Genomic DNA, 17,579 nt, shown 5'->3' with positions numbered 1-17,579 from the left:
CAATCAGCGGATCGGTGTACAGGTTTCCTTATCCGCTGCTTTTTTGTTTGCGTTCCCGCAGCAAGAGATACAGGAAATAGGGCGCGCCAATTACGGCTGTCACTATGCCGGCGGGGATTTCGAGCGGCGGCTTCAGCCCCCGTCCGAGCGCATCGGCAAGGACGAGGATCAGGGCACCGATCATGGCTGCGCCGGGCAATAGATAGCGGTGGCGATTACCAAACAATCGCCGTGCCAGATGTGGTGCCAGCAGCCCTATAAAGCCGATGGAGCCGATGGCAGCAACACAGGCAGCAGCTAAGGCCACAGATACGGCCAGCAGTCCTGTGCGCATACGCTTCACGCTAAGTCCCAAACCAGCGGAGCTTTCCTCATCCAGACTCATAATATCCAGCTTGTGCTGTAGTGTATAGGCGAGAGGCAGCAATACAATTAACCATGGCAAAAGCCCATATACTTCATCCCAGCCTTTGCCCCACAAGCTTCCAGCTAGCCAAGTCAGCGTATCGCTGGCTTCGAGTGGATATTTGACCAGAATATAATCGGTCGCAGCCTGGAAGATAGCACCTACCGCCAGCCCGGTTAAGGCTAGCATATTAGGACGCATGCCTCCCCTCATCGAAAGCTGTACGAGCAGTAGTGCAGCTAACCCGGCACCCACAAAGGCAGCGACAGGCAGTAGCGCCACCGGGGATGAGGGGAGCAGCACGATGACGAGAACCGCAGCAAAGCCGGCTCCCTTGGATACACCCACCACATCCGGCGAAGCCAGTGGGTTGCGAATCATGCCTTGCAGTAGCACGCCGGCTACAGCAAGACCAGCACCGGCCATGATGGCCAGCAGGTCACGAGGCAGTCGATAATGGTGAACGATGAACCAGGAAGAGGCATTTCGGTTAGTCAGCGCCGTGATCAGCTCAGCGGGCGTAATGTAGGTGCTGCCCACGCCGATAGCTATAAAGGAAACACCCATCATTATCACGAGTAAAATCCACAGCTTTTTCATCGTGAAGCCCTCCCGTTCTTGTGCGCCAGATATAAAAAGAAGGGCGCACCCACCAGCGCGGTTACAATACCAACGGGCGATTCATAAGGAAAGGCAATAAATCGTCCAAGCACGTCCGCATATGTCAGCAGCAGAGCTCCGCAGATTGCAGACAGGGGGATGACCCGTTTGTAATTGTCGCCTGTAAATACCTTAATGATATTCGGCACCATCAGACCCACAAAGCCGATGGCCCCGGCTACCGCTACAGCAGAGCCTGCCAGCATAATAACTGAAACCGAGGCCAGCAAGCGGACAAGACGTACGTTTTGCCCCAGTCCTTGTGCGACCTCTGTACCGAGGCTAAGCACAGATAGCGAGGGGGCCAGCGCCAGTGCAAGGATCATACCGACGGCGAACCATGGCAGCACCAGACGCGTGTCGGCCCAAGTAGACCCGTCGATGGCTCCGGCGAGCCAATACAGTACATCGGATATTTGCTCGTTGAACACGAGCAGTCCCTGAGTGACAGAGGCCAGCAGCAGATGCACAGCCATCCCGGCAAGAGCCAGCTTGACTGGCGTCATGCCCGCCGTTCCGGCCAGCGCATATACGAAGGAGCCACCTGCGATCGCTCCGGCAAAAGCAAAATAAATGCTGCCGGACGACCCGATATTGGGCAGCAGCACGACCGACAGGACGACAGCCAGCGAAGCGCCAGAGCTGACCCCAAATACCTGTGGCGAAGCCAGCGGGTTGCGTGTGATGGCCTGCATCAGCGCTCCGGCCACGGCAAGCCCGGCGCCGACGATCAGACCAATGACGGCACGTGGCAGGCGTATCGTCAAGATAATGAGCTGATCCTTGGACGGATGCTCGGTGAATAGTGCAGTCAGCATGGTGGGGATGTCCATCCTGACTGGGCCAATCGCCACGCTCAGCAATAGTCCAGCCAGCAGCGCGAATAGAAGTGCAAAGAAGACCGGCTTATTTAGCCGGTCGCGTAAGGCTTGTCCGATCAACGGGAGCCGTCTCCTTTAGTTTGCGCGGGATACAGAAGCGAAATCGCTTGCTCCAGTATTTTCTCGGCAGAGCCGAGTCCACGGTACCGGGTCCACAGTGCCCGGTTTACTTCGTAAACTTCCCCTTTTTTCACGGCCGTAATGTTTTGCCATAACGGATTTTGCTTCCATTCTGCAAGCAGCTTCTCATCGGCTTCCACTAAGAAGATCACGTCCGGATCAGCTTGTGCAATCTGCTCCAGTGTCAGCTTGACTGTAGGCTCGCTTGTATTTTGAAGGGCATTGTGGATGCCTGCTTGCTCCAGCAGTTGTCCATCAAAAGATGAAGCGCCGTGAGCCGATAGTGAATCAGAACGAAATACCCCAAGCAATACGCTACGTGACTCACCAGCTTGGATGCCTTCTTTCAGCTTTGCCATTGTGGCTTTATGTGCTGCGAGAATTTGCTCACCCTTTTCCTTCTCACCCAACGCGTCAGCGATAACGCCGAAGGATGCCAGGTTTTGCTCATAAGAGGAATTGCGGCTCTTTAGAACAATGGTAGGAGCAATCTCACTTAGTTCTTTGTAAATGCTCTTATGACGGTTCAGATCAGCAATAATCAAATCGGGCTTCAAAGAGCTGATCGTTTCCAGGTTCGGCTGTTTGCGTGTGCCGACAGGTGTAAAGTCGATTCTTTTGCCAAGCAGCCCATCGATATCATCATCATTTTCCTGAGCTATGCCGACAGGCATCACGCCCAGTTGGGTAGCAGCATCGACAAAAGAGAATTCCAACGTCACGATTCTTTTGGGTTTGCCTGTAACTTTGGTTTCTCCCATCTCATGTTTGATCGTTCGAGTGTCGCCTGTGGTTTGAGGTGCTGCTGCGTTATTATTTTGTGATTGGCCTCCACATCCCGCCATAACGGCTGTCAGTAGTACCAGAATCGCTGCAAGCAGCACGCCTGTGCGTAGTGGCTGTTTCGGTGTTGCCATATGTTGTCCCCCGTTCCAAATATGCTTACCAGAGAAACTGATAATCATTATCAATTAACTAACTGTTGACCATTCTAGCAACCGGGAAAGGGGACGTAAATAATGTGATCATTTAAACCGTTTTAGCCTATTATGAGAATTAAGTTCATTAAAATCACAAGCGAGATGAGAGGATGGAAGAGACCAGACGTATGAATTGGTGGTTTATGCATTTTCCTGCCGTCTGCGGTAGATACGCTCCGGTCTGCCGACAGTTCCGTATACCTGATCGTGGTGAGCATCGCCACTTTCCACTAAATATTCCAGATACCTTCTGGCGGTAGATCGGCTCATACCTAGCTCAATTCCCACTGTACCCGTAGTTACCTCACCTCGTCGGTTCAGGAGATCAAGCACCTTTTCGCAAGTGACTTTATCAATACCTTTGGCCCATAGCTCTCCTACTCCGTTACCCGTCATCCGACCCGTGCCCGCGCTTTGAAGCAGACGGTCAATTTCCGATTGCTCCACCGTAGAGTGTTCTTCTTGCCATGTTGTGACTTGGCGGCGAAAACGAGCATATTCCTCTAAGGTCGCCCGCAATCTCTCGAATACGAGCGGCTTTACGATAAAATCAAATACGCCTGCTCGAACCGCTTGTACCACAGTTTCAGCTTCTTTGGCGGCAGTCAGCATAATGACATCTGTAGCTGGATAGTGTTGCTTGATGAACGATAGTAGGGTTAGACCATTCGTATCGGGAAAATAAACATCCAGCACGGCTAAAGACGGTCGCAATACATCCAGTTGAAGCTTTGCCTCAAATTCGTTCGTTGCTATTGCACATACGGTGAACCCGTCCACCTTTTCAATAAATCGTCGGTTAATCTCCGCAATTCGCGGATCATCTTCAATAATAAGAACCTCAATGTCCGATAAAACCCGCTCATTCATGGCCGTGACCTCCTTTTACATCATGATTCGTGTCTGTTCTAATTAAAGGAATGTATACTTCAAAAATGCTACCTCCACCAGGCCGTTCATGTACTTTTATGGAGCCACTCATTCGTTCGGTGTACTCCTGCACGAGAGCAAGACCATATCCGTGTCCTGCCTCTGCTTTAGTTGATGCTCCCTTAACGAACAGTTTTTCCTGGATATCCTCCGAAATACCCGATCCATTATCCATAACTTCGACGACGATGGCTTCAGTCATTTCTTCAAGCCGGAACCAGACCTGTCCGTCAGGTATAGAACCTATTGCAACTGCTTCCATAGCATTGTCCAGCAGGTTTCCGGCAATGGTAGCAAGAAGCGACCACTCCAACGCAGGAGACGGGGTTGAAAATGCTCCTTTTATATATGAATGGAGTACAATCCCTTTTTCCAACGCCTGTTTTTTCTTGCTGATCAGCAGGCTGGCGATGATTGAATCGGGTGAAAGAGAAGACGAAACGGAACTATGTACACGATACTCTTCCGATTCCTGAGTAATAAAGTCCACTGCTTCGTCATAACACTCCAACTGAATCAGGCCGGATATGAGGTATAGCCGATTGGTATATTCATGTGTTTGTGATCGTAACACGTCCGCATAATCCTTGACCTCTGTCAACTGCCGCGTCATGCGAAGCAGCTCTGTTTTGTCACGCAGGCTGGCAACGGTGCCTAGCATTCGTCCGAATCGATCCTTGATCGGTACACGGCTGACGACTACGACTCGTTGTTGGATCTCAATTTCCTCATTGAATACGTTTTGTTCCTGATCCGGCTTCATGCTAGGATTCTTTTCGATAAAATCTGTAGCAAGTACATCTGCCAGCTGATATGCCGCGCCCGCCAAGTGACGAAGCTCGCATCCATAGAGGCTAGTTTCCGGAGGAAGACCAAGCAAACGGACGGCTTGTGGATTGGCAAGTGTGACTTGTCCACTGCTATTAACCGCGATAATCCCTTCACCTATGGATTCGAGAATGGCTTGCTTTTCCTGATACAAACGTCCAATCTCCACTGGCTCCAGCCCATGCAGTTCGTGCCTTACCCGTCGTGCTATAACCAGACTTCCTAATATGCCGATCATTAGCGCGCCTACCATGAACCACAGCCATGTATATGTGTATGTACGAATATTTTGCGCCACATCTGTCATCAGGAAACCTACAGAAACGAGTCCGATAGCTCGGCCTTGTTCATCATAGACTGCGGTTTTGGCTCGCAGTGACGGTCCGAGAGAACCGGTGGATTCCGTAATAAAGGAATGTTCTTGCAGCACCTTATTATTCAGCGGGTCCATCATAGGCTGCCCGATGCGTTCCGGGTTAACATGCCATTGCCGAATGAGATGACGATCTGCAATCGTAATAAAATCAGCGCCGGTGCTGGCTTGGACAGGTTTCACTGCTTCGTTGATCCGAACACGTAATTGCGTCGTGTCGGTCTGTTCTAGAGCATCCCTGACCTGTGCATCTACCGCAAGCGTATTGGCCACAGTCAGTGCCCTTTTCCCAATCTCTTCGTACAAGGCGGAGGTAATCATATAACGCAAGGATAATCCCAACAGCCCGGTAACGACTAGCACTAAAAGGGATATGAATACCATTAATTTTGTCTGAAAACGCACATGCCTTCACCGCCATTAAACAAAATATAGGAGCAGTTGATCAGCGGATAAACACCCCAATATGAATCATTTTACTGTATTCCAGAAACGGCCGCACTTTTAATCTATCGAAAGAATGGTCTATAATAGAAATAGTTACATAATACGAGGAGGAAAATATTATGATTATTATTCATGCAGATATGAAAGTTTTACCAGAAAAGAGAGAGGCCTTTTTGCAACAAACCCAAGGGTTGATCAGCGCATCACAAGCTGAAGAAGGCAATGTACGCTATACGTTAATGCAGGATTTGAATGATCCCAACGCATTTACGATGGTTGAAGAGTGGAAGGATGCTGCTGCTGTAGATTTCCATAACAAGTCTGCCCATTTCCAGGCATTTGTTGCTGCAGCTAAAGAATTGTTGGCTGCTCCGCTTGAAGTGAATGCTTTTCAGGATGCGACTAAACTGTAATTATCCCGTTGGATAATTTATAACTAGGAATAGGAGGAGATAGACATGGGGAATATTGCGGATACAGCTTTACTAAATAACGGAGTTCAGATGCCTTGGCTTGGTTTTGGTACATACAAGGCGGAAGGCAATGAGGTTTACGAAGCAGTCAAAACAGCTATTAAGGTCGGTTACCGTCACATTGATACCGCGGCGATCTACGGCAATGAGGAACTGGTTGGACAAGCCATTCGTGACAGTGGAGCGGACAGAGACAATCTGTTTGTGACCACTAAGCTATGGAATCAAGATCAGGGCTACGATTCAACACTGCGTGCTTTCGAGGAAAGCCGCAAGCGGTTGGGCCTGGATATCATTGATCTGTACCTTATCCATTGGCCTGGCAAGGACAAGTACAAGGAAACTTGGAAGGCGTTCGAACGGCTGTATGAAGAAGGAAGCGTACGCGCGATTGGAGTAAGCAACTTCCAAATTCACCATCTCGAAGACCTCCTGAAAGACAGTAATATTGTACCTGTCATTAATCAGGTAGAGCTTCACCCGCGTCTGACTCAGCAGGAGCTGCATCAATACTGCCGGGAACACCAGATCCAGCTTGAATCGTGGAGTCCTCTGATGAAGGGGAAACTGACGGAGCAGCCAGATATCGTTGAGATTGCTGCCAAATACGGCAAAACGACTTCTCAGGTTATTTTGCGTTGGCATCTGGATCGGGGAATTGTGACGATTCCCAAATCGGTTACCGCGCATCGTATCCGCGAGAATGCCGATTTGTTCGATTTTGAACTGACGACTGAGGATATTGACCGAATTAATGGTCTTCATCTGGATGAGCGTGTGGGTACTCATCCCGATAAGCTGTTGTTCTAATGGAATATGTAGATGTACAAAGAACCTCCCATTCTGCGTTTATCGTGGTTTGGGAGGTTCCTTGTTTATCCCTACTGATGATTTATTTTGCGATGCAGTAGGAAGGAGTAGAGTACAGGAATGACGACGGATATAAACAGCCCGGTGAGAAAAATGACGGTGCCAGCCACTCCATCGACCCATGCCGCTACCAAGCCTGAAGCACCACCGAGCATCATCATAGGTCCGCCCAAACGGTGCGTTTTACGCCATACTTCCGGATTGGACAAAGTCCACGGCGTGCGGATACCGAAGGTATAGTTTGGCTGTACCTGAGTCATATAATTACCCAGCACCAGCAGCATCAGACCCAGCACTCCATAAAGGATCGTAAGCATCTGTAGCCGATAATTCAGGTTATACAGCAGCATTCCCCAACCGGCTATAGCGAGAATGAGCGAAGTGCCTACACGCGTAACCTCATAGGCTTTAGTAAATTTCTTGAAATTTGCTCTGTTGGGGTCCATGTAGCGGGATAGCCGAAGGAGCAAAGGCACCAGCCCCAACAGCACCAGCATGAGAATAGAACTGTTTTTACTCATATACCCGTCTGCGGTATTGTCCATGCTAAAATGAGAGGCCAGCACATCGGGAAGCCGGTTATACATTAGTAAAGCGCCTATAGCAGGTGATAAGGCAAGCAAAGTCGTCAAAACATCCGTCAAGCTCCAACGTGTTCGGAACTTCATTCAGACCCCTCCGTATCCTTAATATCATTCGAAGTTGGTTTTACAGGGGCATCCGATTGGGCGATACTGAACATCCAGCCGATGACATCCGCCACAACTGTTGTATGCAAGGTGTAAATAATGCTTTGCCCCTGTCGCTCATCCAGCACAAGCCCCGCCTGCTTCAGCAAATTCAGATGGTGCGATATGCTGGGCTTGCTGATTTGAAAATGCTCAGCGACGTCGCCCGCGCTCATGCTTTTCTCTTTCAAAAGCTGCAATATTTTGCGCCGGGTCGGATCAGCCAAGGCTTTGAAGGCATCATTCAAAGTTTGCTCACTCCTTTAGATATTTAGATAATTCTCTAAATATCTAATCACATAGTAAAATAAAGCTATACTACATGTCAATGGAACAAGACATCATTTTAGAAAAAATTAACGAGGTCAATTATGTTTGTATAAAGCAGTGAAATGGGCTATAATCAAATTATACAAAAATAAGATTCTTAATTTAAAGTTAATTAGAGGAGGGAATAGATATGAAACACGTCTTTCGTAAAGGAAATGATCCGCAAGCTCCGGTTATTTTGCTGTTGCACGGTACCGGCGGGAATGAACAAGACTTGCTACCATTGGCTGATTTGGTTGCACCAGGCGCATCTGTGTTAGGTGTGAGAGGTAATGTGCTGGAAAATGGAATGCCGCGCTTCTTTCGCCGTTTGGCAGAAGGTGTGTTCGACATTGAGGATCTCGTATTTCGTACCAAAGAACTAAGCGAATTTGTTGATTCAGCTGCAGAGCAATATGATTTTGACCGTAACAACGTGGTGGCTCTGGGCTATTCCAATGGAGCCAACATAGCGGCCAGTATGCTCTTCCATGATGCAAAAGCGCTACGTGGGGCCATTCTCCATCATGCTATGGTGCCATTGCGAGGGCTGGAACTGCCGGACTTGAACGGTGTCCCTGTATTTCTGTCTTCCGGTGAAAATGACCCGATTGTTCCAGCGGCGGAATCTCAGGAGCTGCAAGCCCTGCTGGAAGGGGCCGGAGCACAGGTAGAAGCCTACTTGGAACGCAATGGTCATCAATTGACTCGCACTGAAGCCGAAGCCGCAGGCCGATGGTTTGGAAAGCATTTTAATGTATAAAATAACTCGATAACGATCAAGCTACGGTTTAGCGCTCTAGTGAGCGATTCTATGATTAGGAGGCGTCAAACCGATGGCAAAACCGGATAATCGAGCAGATAATGTGGAGCATTTACAACAAAATATTCAGAATACATTGCAGAATCTTCATGAGGCTGAAGGATATCTAAACGAATTTTCCTCTGAAATCAGCAATGAGGAGCGTCAGCAGATCGAAGAAAAAAATAATCGTCGTAAACAAAGTATTAGATCATTTCGAGAAGAAGTGAAAGACGAAGCAGCACATTCGCAAGAGTAGTTAACATAGCGCGACCCAACTCCGAGTTTCAATTGGAGTTGGGTCGTTTTTTTATGCAGAAATCATCATATTCCCATCCAATTCATTTTCCCCCTATAATGCAATGAGATCTATTTTACACAAAAACGAATTTTTTTTGAATAATATTGTTGTAAACTAATTTGTATTGATGTTAAATAATAAAAGAAAGCGCAATCATTTACGAATTAGGATTTCATCATGCGAAGGGGGAAGGATATGCTGCTGCGAAGAAAAAGCATGGCTTTGATGCTTATGGCGGTGGTTTTGATGGCTGGACTGCTGCAAGGTTGTTCTTTCAAGACTGATGAAAAGGATGGGCCGGGAACAGAACTTGTATTATGGACATTCAATGAACTGCATGAGAAGTTTTTTCTGCAAATGGCTGACCAATGGAACCAACAGCACCCTGATGAATTGATTAATTTGAAAGCGAATACATTTCCTTATGACAACCACCACAGCAAGCTCTCGATTGCGTTGCAATCAGGGGTGGGAGCGCCGGATATCGCGGATATTGAGGTCAACAAAATTGGTAATTTCCTCAAAGGAATACCGCAATTGGTCCCGCTCAATCCGGTGATTGACCCTGAGATCAATAACATTGTGCCTTCCAGAGTACAGATTTACGGCAAAGACGGTAAGTATTACGGCATTGACTTTCACGTTGGAGCCGAAGTGATGTATTACAATAAAGAGATTATGGATCAGGCGGGGGTAGACCCGGATTCCATCGTTACCTGGGCAGACTACGCTGCTGCTGGCAAGCAAGTGCTGGCCAAAACGGGCAAGCCGATGGCGACCTTGGAGACCAATGACCTGTGGAGCTACTGGCCGATGATCTCCCAGCAAAATTCAGATTTTTTGGATGACAAGGGCGAGTTGACGCTGGATAACGAAACCAATATTAAAACACTTGAGTTTCTCCAACAGATGATAAAAGACAAAATCGCTATTCCCGCACCGGGCGGCGGGCATCATATGGAGGAATACTACGGGTTTATGAACAAAGGCGGGGCCGCTTCAGTGTGGATGCCGATGTGGTATATGGGACGTTTTACGGATTACATGCCTGACTTGAAAGGAAAAGTCATCATTAGACCGATGCCGGCGTGGGAAAAAGGCGGCTATCGCTCAGCAGGTATGGGCGGGACCGGAACGGTAGTCACGAACCAATCAAAGCACCAGGATTTGGCGATGCGTTTTCTAGCCTTTGCCAAGCTGTCCAAGCAAGGGAATGTGGAGATTTGGAAGCAACTAGGGTTTGATCCCATCCGCAGTGAAGTGTGGACTATGCCGGAAGCCAAAGCCAAAAATAAATTTACGGATTATTTCGGAACGAATATTTTTGATACGCTGATCGAAGTAAAAGATGAAATCAATGCGGTGCATATTGGACCGAAAACGCCCGACATCGCCAGTGCTGTACGTAATAAAATACTCTATCGGACACTACAGAGTGGCGAAGATCCAGCCACGGTGCTGCATGAGCTAGCAGATGAACTGAGATAGACCCCAACAGGAAAGGGAGTGAGATTCATGGCAACGCCCGTTCATACGAACGCTAATGTACCGACAGGTCAGCCGCCAAAAACTCAGCGTCCGACCAGAAGCCAATGGAGCCGCTTTATTCATTCCAGTCGTACGGCACCGTATGTATTTGTCCTTCCATTTTTACTGTCCTTTGCGCTGTTTTTTGCGTATCCGGTCATCTCGACGGTCATTATGAGCTTTCAGGAAGTCTTGCCTGGGATAACAACTTATGTTGGCCTGGAAAATTATAAGGATTTAATGAATCCTACATTTGGAAAAGCAATATTGAACAGCGTCCTGTACACGCTGCTTACACTGGTCGTGTTGATTCCTCTGCCACTGGTACTGGCGGTATTGCTAAATTCGCCTAAAATGCCGGGTAGAGGGCTGTTTCGCTCCGTAATGTTTATACCCGCACTAACTTCAGTAGTGGTAGCAGGAACAATCTTCCGACTCATGTTCGGGGAATTGGATGGTTCGCTGATGAACTCCCTGTTGGGGATATTCGGTCTTGAGCCTTACAAATGGCTAATGAATGCGAACACCGGCTTTTTAGCGTTGATCGTGTTGGCCTTATGGAGATGGCTGGGGGTAAACATGCTGTACTACATGTCGGGGTTACAGAACATTCCTCCCGAGTTGTATGAAGCTGCTCAGATCGATGGGGCCAGCCGCTTTGATTCATTTTGGCGGATTACGATTCCTATGCTAAAACCCGTGACAATCTACGTATTTACGATCAGTATTTATGCCGGATTGTCCATGTTCACCGAGAGCTATATGCTGTGGAACGGAAACAACTCTCCGAATGATATTGGATTGACGATCGTTGGCTATCTCTATCGCCAAGGTCTGGAACAGAACAGCATGGGCTTTGGAGCAGCGGTGGGTATTGTATTGCTCGTATTCACATTAGTACTGAACCTGATCCAGCTCAAATTTTTTGGCATGTTTCGGAAGGAGGATTAAGCGATGGCTCAGAAACAAAAAGGCCCGTTATCTGCATTTCTTGTTGTCCTGTTCATTCTGTTTGCCGGGTTCGCCCTGTTTCCGCTATTTGCCGTGACGCTTGCCTCATTCAAGCCATCAACGGAGTTGCTGCGCTACGGCTTGAATCTCAAGCTGGAGTGGGCCATCATGTCCTTGAAAAACTATGCGTTCATCTTTCAGGGGACGACGGATTATTTTCAATGGTACTGGAATAGTCTTGTCATTACCGTCTTGTTTACGGTGTTATGTCTGATATTGTCGGCGATGGTCGGGTATGGCCTGGAGATGTATCGTTTTAGACTGAAAAATGTGATTTTTACACTGGTGCTGGTCGTGATGATGATCCCGGTAGAAATTATTATGCTGCCACTTTACAAACTCATGATCGGTATGAAGCTGATCAATACGGTATGGGGTGTGATTTTGCCATTTGTCGTCGCACCGATTCCGATCTTTTTCTTCCGTCAATATTTAAGTGGAGTACCCAAGGACTTTATGGATGCTGCACGGGTTGACGGCTGTTCAGAGTATGGTATTTTTGTGCGGATTATGATGCCTCTGATGGCACCTGCCTTTGCGGCAATGGCTATTTTACAAGCTATGAACAGTTGGAATAACTTCCTGTGGCCGATGATCGTATTGCGTACTAACGACATGCTGACACTGCCAATCGGTCTGTCCAGCCTGCTGACGCCATATGGCAACAATTATGATGTGCTGATTGCCGGTTCAGTCCTGGCTATTTTGCCGATTCTCGTCGTGTTTCTGTTCTTCCAGCGTTACTTTATTGAAGGGATGACTGCAGGCGGGGTGAAAGGATAATCATTGCGGTGCTGAATGAGTCGACTGAAGACAAGAAATGTATAGAGTCAGGAAAGGCGGGTCGGGCATTGTCTCGGCCTGTTTTTTTATGAACTCAATGATTTTCATTCTCATTTTCATGACTATCAACTGCACAAGCTATAGGTAAACGTGGTATGATGTTTGAAAGATTTCAAATATAGCACTTTGCATAATTCGATTCCTAACGCTCAAAAGTTTAATATATAGACGAACTAAACCGATTCGATCTATATATCACTGATTTGAAATCGCTCTTGGGATTTATGCAAAATGCTCAATACAGAAATATTCAGGCGGAGCGTGGAGAACCTATGGAACCAACAGAAACCCAGAAAACTGAGCCGGCCACAGCGTCAACCGTTGGCATGGAGGATATTGTACGGGCGCATCATATGCTGCGTGAGGTGATTGTTCGTACACCTTTACAGAGGGATGCCGTCCTATCGGCCAAATATAACTGTAATGTGTATCTGAAACGAGAGGATCTCCAAGTTGTGCGGTCCTTTAAAATCCGTGGAGCTTACAACATGATCCGCAGCTTGACTCCTGAGCAGATGGAAAAAGGGATCGTGTGTGCGAGTGCGGGTAATCATGCACAAGGTGTGGCTTTTTCATGTAACGCGCTCGGCATCCACGGTAAAATATTTATGCCGAGCACAACGCCTAATCAGAAGGTGAAGCAGGTACGTCGCTTTGGCGGAGACAGTGTAGAGGTTATTTTGACCGGAGATACATTTGACGATGCTTATGACGAGGCTATGAAGGTGTGTAGCGAGCAGGGAATGACCTTCATCCATCCGTTCGATCAGCCGAAAATTATCGCGGGTAATGGTACGATTGCGATGGAAGTGATGGAGAGTCTGGATACACCTGCGGACTATATGTTCGTGACGATTGGCGGCGGCGGTTTGGCGGCAGGCGTAAGCACATATGTTAAAACTGTGAGTCCGACCACCAAAGTAATCGGCGTAGAGCCCCTGGGCGCAGCATCAATGACGGAAGCGATGCGTTTGAACAAGGTCGTTACACTGGAGCAAATAGACAAGTTTGTTGACGGTGCTGCGGTGAAGCGAGTGGGTCAGTTAACGTATGACATTTGTAAACATACCTTGGATGATATTGTGAAGGTACCGGAGGGCAAGGCATGTACAGCGATTCTGGCGCTGTATAATGAAAATGCGATTGTTGTGGAGCCTGCGGGCTCGCTGCCTGTAGCAGCACTTGATCTGTATCGTGAGCAGATTCAAGGCAAAACAGTAGTCTGTATCGTCAGTGGTGGCAATAACGATATTGATCGTATGCAGGAGATTAAGGAACGCTCCCTGATATACGAAGGGCTAAAACATTATTTCATGGTTAATTTCCCGCAAAGAGCAGGGGCACTGCGTGAGTTTCTTCAGGATGTGCTTGGACCAGACGATGACATCACAAGGTTTGAGTATACGAAAAAGAATGATAAGGAAAATGGCCCGGCGCTGGTCGGCATTGAGTTGTTCCACAAGGAGGACTATCTTCCTTTAATTGAACGGATGAATCGCAAAGGGATTCAATATACGGAATTAAACAAAAATGAGAATCTGTTTAATATGCTAATCTAAAAAGGAGCCTACGGGCTCTTTTTTTTGTATGTGCAATGTTATGCGTAGTTTATGAATTTCTTTTTATTTGAAATAAAGCGTTTACAAAACTGAAGTTAATAGGTTAATATATGTGTAACTTCATAAGTGAAAACACTAACGTAATAGACGTATCACCAGATTTCTCATTATAAGATACTTATTCGGAGGTGCGAAAGAATGTTGAAAGCATGGAAAAAATCAGTACAGGGTAAATTCGCCCGAACAGCGTTTGCTGCCGTAACTTCGGCTGCTTTGTTGCTGTCCGTGGTGCCGTCTACATCAGCCGAGCATTGGGCGTTAACAGGCGATGTGGCAGTACATGATCCATCCATCACTAAGGAAGGCAATGCATGGTATATTTTCTCCACAGGACAGGGAATACAGGTCCAAAGATCAGATGACGGCCGTAATTTTTACAGATTGCCGCAAATATTCTTGTCGCCGCCATCATGGTGGAAATCGTATGTACCTAAACAAACCCCAAATGATGTGTGGGCACCGGATGCTCAAAAGTACAATGGACGTGTGTGGGTGTACTATTCCATTTCTACTTTTGGGTCGCGTACTTCGGCCATTGGCTTGACTTCAGCAACAAGCATTGGTGCAGGAAGCTGGAGAGATGATGGACTAGTGCTGCGCACGACGGATTCTGACGATTATAATGCGATTGACCCGAATCTGATCATTGACGCTTCCGGTAACCCGTGGCTTTCCTTCGGTTCATGGAATACGGGCTTGAAAGTGACTCGACTGGATAAAAATACGATGAAGCCTACGGGTCAGATTTATTCTATTGCTAGACGTACAGCTGGTGGTTTGGAAGCACCGCATGTTACATACCGCAACGGCTATTATTATCTGTTTGCTTCCATTGATAACTGCTGCAAAGGCGTGAACAGTAATTACAAAATCGTTTATGGCCGCTCCACCAGTATTACCGGGCCGTATGTGGACAAGAGCGGAAAAAGCATGATGGACGGCGGGGGAACGATATTGGATGCGGGGAATGATCGCTGGAAGGGACCGGGCGGACAATCTGTCTATAACAACAGTGTGATTGCGCGTCATGCCTATGATGCCACCGATGGCGGAAATCCAAAGCTGCTGATTAGTGATTTGAAATGGGATTCAGCAGGCTGGCCTACGTATTAAATAGCGGATTACTTGAAATCATTCACAGCGATCTCACATAGGTATATCTAAAAACTGTTCCTCCTAATGGGGGAACAGTTTTTGGCTTGCAATGTCATAGAAACATGCTATTATGTATCAAGTTGATAATCATTATCATTGACGTTATCGTAATGAGAGCCATGGTGGCTTTCAGGTATGGAGGGAGTGACCTCACCGAATGCAGTCTAAAGACAGCATGGACAAACATACAGCTTCGACAGAGAGGACCGCACCTGAAGTAGCCTCTGTAGTCTGTCCGGTGCTCCGAGCGGGTAGGATTCGGCAGGCGTTGTTGTTCACAGCTTCTGCTGTATTATTGGCCTTGGCCATATTCGCTGCCATTTCTTTTGGAGCCAAAGACCTGACCGTAAGCACGGTATGGTCGGCAGTATTTCACTATGATCGTTCGCTGATGACACACAGGATCATTCATGAGCTGCGATTGCCGCGTGTGCTCGGTGCAGCTATCATTGGGGCTGCCCTGGCGGTTGCAGGCTCTCTGATACAAGGCATTACACGCAATCCGTTGGGGGATACAGGTGTGTTGGGCATTAACGCAGGAGCGATGTTTGTAGTTGCAGTGAGTTTTGCTTTTTTCCCCGATCTACCTTATGGGACGTTAATTATATTGTCGTTCCTGGGGGCACTGATGAGTACCTTACTGGTATTCGGGCTGGGAGCATCCGCGCCGGGAGGACTGACACCCATGAGACTAACGGTGTCTGGAGCTGTGACAGCAGCCTTGTTAGGTTCCATGACTTCGGGAATTGCGATTTATTTTGATCTAAGTCAGGATCTAGCCTTCTGGTATGCGGGTGGTGTTGCCGGAATCAAATGGTCGCAGCTTAAGATTCTTGCGCCGATTTTGCTTATTGTGATCGCTTGGTCTATGGGGCTCGCACGCTCCATTTCATTGATTTCAATGGGCGATGAGGTAGCATTGAACCTGGGACTAAATCTCAGGCGTATCCGGCTGTTGGGGTTGCTGACTGTGGTGGTCCTGGCTGGGCTATCCGTATCGGCTGCCGGGGCCATCGGCTTTGTAGGCTTGGTCGTTCCACATATTGCTCGCAAGCTGATCGGTGTGGATTATCGCCAGATCGTACCATTGTCTGCAATATTGGGAGCCGTGCTGCTAGTGCTGGCTGATTTGGGAGCGAGAATGGCGAATCCACCGGAGGAGCTAGCTATTGGAATTATGGTGTCTTTTATCGGAGTACCTTTTTTCCTCTTTCTCGCTCGTAAGGAAAGGAGGGAATTATAGTGAGTCGCTCTCTAGGGACAGGGGATACAAGAACGATCAAGGCTTGGCTCGTTTGCTTAGTATTGGTGGGAATCAGCTTTGCTGTTCTTGTGCTGGGTTTGAATACCGGAACGATTCGTATTCCACCGCTACGCGTGCTGGATACACTGTTTGGCGGCGGGAGCGGACGTGATCATATGGTCCTGTTTGAATACCGTCTGCCGCGGATTGTTGTAACAGTGCTGGCTGGAGCGGGACTAGGTGCAGCCGGGGCAGTCATGCAGGGCTTATCGCGAAACGCACTCGCAGATCCGGGAGTGCTGGGCCTTCATGCGGGGGCTGCGTTGGGCCTGGTGATGTATGTTAGCTTTTTTCGCGATCTGGAAGGATCAGTAGCCTTGTTCATTCCCTTGTTTACCTTTGCAGGAGGTGTCGTTGCGGCGGTACTGATTGTTATGTTGTCCTATAGTGGCAGCAGAGGAATCGTGCCTGTGCGATTGATTCTGTCCGGTATCGGTGTAGCCTCAGGGCTCAGCGCCATAACGCTGTATTGGTCGTTACGGCTGGATGAGGATACGTACGCATTTACCGCACGTTGGTTGGCTGGCAGCGTATGGGGACGGGACTGGATACATGCAGTGGCTTTACTACCGTGGATTGTCATTGTATTGCCCTATGTTCTATCTCAGACACGTAGCCTGAATAATCTGTCGCTGGGTGATGAGACCGCAGCTGGAATTGGTACAAGTGTGAAGCGCCAGCGCTTAATACTGCTGGGCGCAGCAGTGGCTCTATCGAGCGCCAGCGTATCCATGGCTGGAGGCATCGGTTTTATTGGGCTGATTGCGCCTCATCTGGCTCGCCGTCTGGTTGGACCGATGTATCAGCATTTGCTGCCAGTAGCCGCTTTGGTCGGGGTCGTTATTCTGGTCACAGCAGATACGATTGGTCGTTCGGTATTTCAGCCGAATGCGATTCCAGCAGGTGTAGTGGTTGCTGTGGTAGGAGCTCCGTATTTTTTATTCTTGTTGTCCCGAACCAAATGACAATAGGATTAGGTTACATATGAAATCTAAAGCTGCACATGATGCAGC

General features: G+C 48.1%; 18 protein-coding genes. 11 read left to right on the top strand and 7 right to left on the bottom strand.

What is annotated here, in order from left to right; genetic code table 11:
- Window positions 1-28 precede the first annotated feature (28 nt).
- From G9G57_RS15010 to G9G57_RS14990, 5 genes are all read right to left on the bottom strand, one after another.
- On the bottom strand, window positions 29-1,006 hold the full coding sequence (locus G9G57_RS15010; RefSeq protein ID WP_017426179.1) for a FecCD family ABC transporter permease: 978 nt from the start codon (window positions 1,004-1,006) through the stop codon (window positions 29-31).
- Window positions 1,003-2,007, bottom strand: a complete 1,005-nt coding sequence (locus G9G57_RS15005; RefSeq protein WP_017426180.1) for a FecCD family ABC transporter permease — start codon at window positions 2,005-2,007, stop codon at window positions 1,003-1,005. The genes G9G57_RS15010 and G9G57_RS15005 overlap by 4 nt, the downstream gene beginning before the upstream one ends.
- Complete coding sequence (locus tag G9G57_RS15000) at window positions 2,004-2,984, bottom strand: ABC transporter substrate-binding protein (protein WP_016819783.1); 981 nt, start codon at window positions 2,982-2,984, stop codon at window positions 2,004-2,006. Before G9G57_RS15000 ends, G9G57_RS15005 begins: the two co-directional genes overlap by 4 nt.
- Window positions 2,985-3,188: 204 nt before the next feature.
- Complete coding sequence (locus tag G9G57_RS14995; protein WP_031462898.1) at window positions 3,189-3,917, bottom strand: response regulator; 729 nt, start codon at window positions 3,915-3,917, stop codon at window positions 3,189-3,191.
- Window positions 3,910-5,583, bottom strand: coding sequence for an ATP-binding protein (locus tag G9G57_RS14990; protein ID WP_164965150.1), 1,674 nt, complete (start codon window positions 5,581-5,583; stop codon window positions 3,910-3,912). Before G9G57_RS14990 ends, G9G57_RS14995 begins: the two co-directional genes overlap by 8 nt.
- A gap of 161 nt (window positions 5,584-5,744) precedes the next feature.
- Between G9G57_RS14990 and G9G57_RS14985 the strand changes: the two genes are divergently transcribed.
- Both G9G57_RS14985 and G9G57_RS14980 read left to right on the top strand, forming a co-directional pair.
- Window positions 5,745-6,038 (top strand): putative quinol monooxygenase, encoded by a 294-nt coding sequence (locus G9G57_RS14985; protein ID WP_016819786.1) that lies wholly within the window; start codon window positions 5,745-5,747, stop codon window positions 6,036-6,038.
- A gap of 45 nt (window positions 6,039-6,083) precedes the next feature.
- Complete coding sequence (locus tag G9G57_RS14980; protein ID WP_016819787.1) at window positions 6,084-6,908, top strand: aldo/keto reductase; 825 nt, start codon at window positions 6,084-6,086, stop codon at window positions 6,906-6,908.
- A 71-nt stretch (window positions 6,909-6,979) separates the two neighbouring features.
- On the opposite strand, the gene G9G57_RS14975 is transcribed toward G9G57_RS14980, so the two are convergent.
- Window positions 6,980-7,636 (bottom strand): SdpI family protein, encoded by a 657-nt coding sequence (locus G9G57_RS14975; protein ID WP_031462900.1) that lies wholly within the window; start codon window positions 7,634-7,636, stop codon window positions 6,980-6,982.
- Window positions 7,633-7,944 carry an autorepressor SdpR family transcription factor gene (locus G9G57_RS14970; protein WP_016819789.1) on the bottom strand — a complete coding sequence of 104 codons (312 nt, stop codon included), beginning with the start codon at window positions 7,942-7,944 and terminating at the stop codon, window positions 7,633-7,635. Before G9G57_RS14970 ends, G9G57_RS14975 begins: the two co-directional genes overlap by 4 nt.
- Window positions 7,945-8,156: 212 nt before the next feature.
- On the opposite strand from G9G57_RS14970, the gene G9G57_RS14965 reads away from it, so the two are divergent.
- From G9G57_RS14965 to G9G57_RS14925, 9 genes are all read left to right on the top strand, one after another.
- The gene (locus G9G57_RS14965; protein WP_017426187.1) at window positions 8,157-8,768 is read left to right on the top strand and encodes an alpha/beta hydrolase; all 612 of its coding nucleotides are present in this window, start codon (window positions 8,157-8,159) and stop codon (window positions 8,766-8,768) included.
- 73 nt (window positions 8,769-8,841) lie between these two features.
- Window positions 8,842-9,066 (top strand): small acid-soluble spore protein Tlp, encoded by a 225-nt coding sequence (gene tlp / locus G9G57_RS14960; RefSeq protein WP_016819791.1) that lies wholly within the window; start codon window positions 8,842-8,844, stop codon window positions 9,064-9,066.
- Between the two features lie 237 nt (window positions 9,067-9,303).
- Complete coding sequence (locus G9G57_RS14955) at window positions 9,304-10,596, top strand: ABC transporter substrate-binding protein (RefSeq protein WP_016819792.1); 1,293 nt, start codon at window positions 9,304-9,306, stop codon at window positions 10,594-10,596.
- A 27-nt stretch (window positions 10,597-10,623) separates the two neighbouring features.
- The gene (locus tag G9G57_RS14950) at window positions 10,624-11,586 is read left to right on the top strand and encodes a carbohydrate ABC transporter permease (RefSeq protein ID WP_016819793.1); all 963 of its coding nucleotides are present in this window, start codon (window positions 10,624-10,626) and stop codon (window positions 11,584-11,586) included.
- A 3-nt stretch (window positions 11,587-11,589) separates the two neighbouring features.
- Window positions 11,590-12,429 (top strand): carbohydrate ABC transporter permease, encoded by an 840-nt coding sequence (locus tag G9G57_RS14945; RefSeq protein ID WP_013369500.1) that lies wholly within the window; start codon window positions 11,590-11,592, stop codon window positions 12,427-12,429.
- A gap of 332 nt (window positions 12,430-12,761) precedes the next feature.
- Window positions 12,762-14,048, top strand: a complete 1,287-nt coding sequence (gene ilvA, locus G9G57_RS14940; RefSeq protein ID WP_029514838.1) for a threonine ammonia-lyase IlvA — start codon at window positions 12,762-12,764, stop codon at window positions 14,046-14,048.
- A gap of 198 nt (window positions 14,049-14,246) precedes the next feature.
- Window positions 14,247-15,221, top strand: coding sequence for a glycoside hydrolase family 43 protein (locus tag G9G57_RS14935; protein WP_045244207.1), 975 nt, complete (start codon window positions 14,247-14,249; stop codon window positions 15,219-15,221).
- A gap of 217 nt (window positions 15,222-15,438) precedes the next feature.
- Window positions 15,439-16,506, top strand: a complete 1,068-nt coding sequence (locus tag G9G57_RS14930; protein WP_373364946.1) for a FecCD family ABC transporter permease — start codon at window positions 15,439-15,441, stop codon at window positions 16,504-16,506.
- Window positions 16,506-17,531, top strand: a complete 1,026-nt coding sequence (locus G9G57_RS14925) for a FecCD family ABC transporter permease (protein WP_044787183.1) — start codon at window positions 16,506-16,508, stop codon at window positions 17,529-17,531. Before G9G57_RS14930 ends, G9G57_RS14925 begins: the two co-directional genes overlap by 1 nt.
- Window positions 17,532-17,579 lie beyond the last annotated feature (48 nt).

Origin of the sequence: Paenibacillus sp. EKM211P (genome assembly GCF_011066175.1) — a bacterium.
Lineage (GTDB): Bacteria > Bacillota > Bacilli > Paenibacillales > Paenibacillaceae > Paenibacillus > Paenibacillus polymyxa.
This window is presented reverse-complemented; position numbering and strand designations above follow the sequence as displayed.